Genomic DNA, 3,090 nt, shown 5'->3' on the forward strand with positions numbered 1-3,090 from the left:
GGAACGGCATCGACCATGTCGAGATCGCCGTCGCCGAGTACGTCGACTGGTTCAACCAGCGAAGGCTCCACGGAGAGCTCGGGCATGTCCCACCCACCGAGTTCGAGGCACTTCACGCAACGACCGACGCCTCACTGACCCCCTGAAACCCAGCTATCTCACTGTCCACAAAACCCACTCATCCGCCGGGCATGGAGCACCCACCCCCGGCACACCCGCCGCCACCACTCCGAACAGCCTGTGTCGGCACGCCCCGGACGTCGGCCTCCGCGTGGCGGACGACCTGGGGCGTACCGTGCGGGGGCCCTGGTCAGCAGCGGGCCAGCACCGCCACCTCCCGGTCGAACCTCACCACCAGCCGGCCATCCGAAGTGACGGCCACCGCGTACACCTCCGCGGGAAACACCAACTCCGGTCCGACCGGCCGTCCGTGGCCAGGTCCCACACCCGCACTGTCTTGTCCCCGCTTCCGGTGACGGCGACCGGGCGGTCGTCCACCACCCCCGTCGCCACCGCCACCGGCTTCGTCTGATGGGCCTCAGTTTCTGCGGCCAGTCGTGGCGTATCGCCTGGCGCAGTTCCCTGCGCCGTAGACCTCGTCGGCGGCCACCCACGCGTACCTGGACCAGGCATACGGTCACGAGTTGTCGCTCGATGTCTACTGGATGTCTCCTGATCACGTCGCCGACCTGGTCGGCAAGGCCGGCCTGGTCATGACTCCACAAGTCTTGACGATTCCTCCGGCCCCTACAGGAACGATTGCGTAGGCTACCGATGTAGCCGACCGCTGTCGTCGGTGACAATCGGGGGACACACACCCCGTCCGGGCCCTCTTCGGTCACCATGTCGGCATCGAACGTTGCCGCCGACGCCGGAACAGTCACAAGCGACGACTGCAAGAAGGCATGAGTGCACGCCGAAGGACTCCGGGGCATGTCAGGCGGACCGAGGATGAAGGAAAGTATGTTGGTGAAGATCTCTGCTGCGCAGGCTGACGAGCTGATGGGCGGTCCCTGGTTCGACGGGTACACCAAGGTTGTCGACATGCACCAGGAGCTGGTCACAGTCGATGACTTCGACGTCGAGGCCCGGGCGGTCGCATACGACGACACCGAAATGGTGCTCTTCGGCGGCGGGCTCACTGTGCTGGGCACGCTCGATCTCAGCAGCGACGTACATTCGATCTTCGCCGTTCGAGGCGTGCTACGCGCACGGCGCTTGATCCTCGGGGACGCACTCCTCGTCGTTCAGGGCACGGTGGAGCTCGACGAATGGCTGTTCGGCCCTGAGAACGAAGGACTGTTCGCGATCAACAGCATGCAGATCGAGTCGTCGGAACAGGACGCCATGCTCGCGAACGTCCGAGCGCCTGTGATCGCCATGCTCGACCGCGAACGTTGTGAATTCGTGCTGCGCGAGCATGGTGAGCCGCGCGAGACCGGGCAACTAGTACCAGAGGTGCTCGACGGCGTCGACCTCGACCCGTATGTACGCCCGGAGCTGGTCTTGGGTGACAGGCTGCGTGAACGTCTCCTCGGTGGACAACCGGTCTTTCGCTGAGCCACACTCCACGGCAGGCTGCGGCACAGCGCGGATCAGTGGGGCAGTGTCGTGTCATCGATCCTGGCGAGGGGCAGCTCTCCGATCTGCGGATTCGTCAGTCTCGCTGATACTGGCCGCGCGCCTTTCTCGCCGAACTTGGCAGTGTCGGCAGGGCAGACACGCCACCCCCACCCGACACCCACCACACGATCGCGTAGCCAACTACGCAACGTCACTGACGAAGCCCCCCAGCAGCCCGAACGGACAAGACCCGCCCCAGACCCACAGTCCGCCCTTGCCTCACCAATTCGCGCGGCTTCTTAACTCCGCGGCATTGCTTGAACAGGCCGATCGTGCTCTCCATCAGGGCGTTGTCGTAGGCGTCGCCGACCGATCCGATCGAGGCGGCGATGCCGGCGGCGTCCAGATGCTCGGCGAGCCGGAAACTCGTGTATTGCGACCCGGCGTCGGAGTGATGGATCAACTCGCCTGGGCGGACTGGCTGTTGGTCGCGGTCGCGTTGCCAGATGGCCATCTCCAGGGCGTCCAGCACGAAGACCGTCTCCTTCACGGTGGCCGCGGACCAGCCGACGATCCGGCGGGAGAAGGTGTCCACGACGAACGCGACGTAGACGACGCCGGCCCAGGTCTTCACGTGGGTGAAGTCCGCGATCCAGCATCGGTTCGGGGCGGCGGCGACGAAGTCGCGGTCGACCAGATCGGGGGCCCGCTCGGCCTGGCCGCCGGGGAGCGTGGTGATGACGTGCTTGCCGCGCACCGCGCCGGCGATGCCGAGCTCGCGCATCAGGCGCTCGACGGTGCAGCGGGCCACGGCATGTCCCTGCCGGTTCAGCTCGCGCCAGATCTTCCTCGCGCCGTAGACGCGGTAGTTGGACGTGTAGACGTCCTGGATCCGCTCCTTGAGATCCTCGTCGCGCACGGAACGGGCTGAGGGAGTTTCGAGGCGTTTCTTGCAGGCGTAGTACGTGGAAGGGGCGATCTTGCAGTCGTGCTCGGTGAGCGTCCTGCAGATCGGCTCGACGCCGCCGAAGCGGTCCCGGTGCTCGTCGATGAACGCTACGAGCGAGTGTGTGGCCGGTCGAGCTCGGCCGCGAAGAAACTCGCCGCGGCCTTCAGGATCTCGTTGGCCCGCTTCAGCTCGGCGTTCTCCTTCTTCAACGCCTTGAGCTGGGCGGACTCCTCCGTCGTCGTCCCCGGACGTGTCCCCGCGTCGATCTCGTGCTGCTTCACCCAGTTCCGCAGCGTCTCGCGGGAACCGATGCCGAGCTTGTCCGCGACCGCCTGCAAGGCGGCCGTCTCGTTCGGGTGGTCGTCGCGCACCTCGGCGACCATGCGCACCGCACGACGGCGGAGCTCAAGCGGGTAACGGGAAGGTCGTGCCATGACTCAATCCTTACATGGAATCGAGCCTCCACTTGACCCGGGGCGGTTCACCGGCACGGCGGCGAGATCCCGGCGCAGGTCGGTGCTGGCAGACTCGGGGATGATCACGGTGGTGTGGCCGAGCGCGATCAGCTGGAAGAGCTG

5 protein-coding genes are annotated in these 3,090 nt (G+C 66.0%); 2 read left to right on the forward strand and 3 right to left on the reverse strand.

Features of this window, described 5'->3' with window-relative positions; all coding sequences use genetic code 11:
* Positions 1-146, forward strand: a 146-nt coding sequence (locus ABZY11_RS43670; RefSeq protein ID WP_356484498.1) for an IS3 family transposase, incomplete at its 5' end; no start/stop codon positions are given.
* 164 nt (positions 147-310) lie between these two features.
* Here ABZY11_RS43670 and ABZY11_RS43675 read toward each other — a convergent pair.
* On the reverse strand, positions 311-445 hold the full coding sequence (locus ABZY11_RS43675; protein ID WP_356484495.1) for a hypothetical protein: 135 nt from the start codon (positions 443-445) through the stop codon (positions 311-313).
* A gap of 524 nt (positions 446-969) precedes the next feature.
* On the opposite strand from ABZY11_RS43675, the gene ABZY11_RS43680 reads away from it, so the two are divergent.
* Entirely contained in the window at positions 970-1,560 is a 591-nt protein-coding gene (locus tag ABZY11_RS43680) for a hypothetical protein (protein WP_356484496.1), read from the forward strand.
* 214 nt (positions 1,561-1,774) lie between these two features.
* Here ABZY11_RS43680 and ABZY11_RS43685 read toward each other — a convergent pair whose 3' ends face one another.
* Positions 1,775-2,614, reverse strand: coding sequence for an IS3 family transposase (locus tag ABZY11_RS43685; RefSeq protein ID WP_356484499.1), 840 nt, complete (start codon positions 2,612-2,614; stop codon positions 1,775-1,777).
* A gap of 5 nt (positions 2,615-2,619) precedes the next feature.
* Entirely contained in the window at positions 2,620-2,946 is a 327-nt protein-coding gene (locus ABZY11_RS43690; RefSeq protein ID WP_356484497.1) for a transposase, read from the reverse strand.
* Positions 2,947-3,090: the final 144 nt, after the last annotated feature.

This window comes from Streptomyces sp. NPDC006510 (assembly GCF_040611955.1).
Lineage (GTDB): Bacteria > Actinomycetota > Actinomycetes > Streptomycetales > Streptomycetaceae > Streptomyces.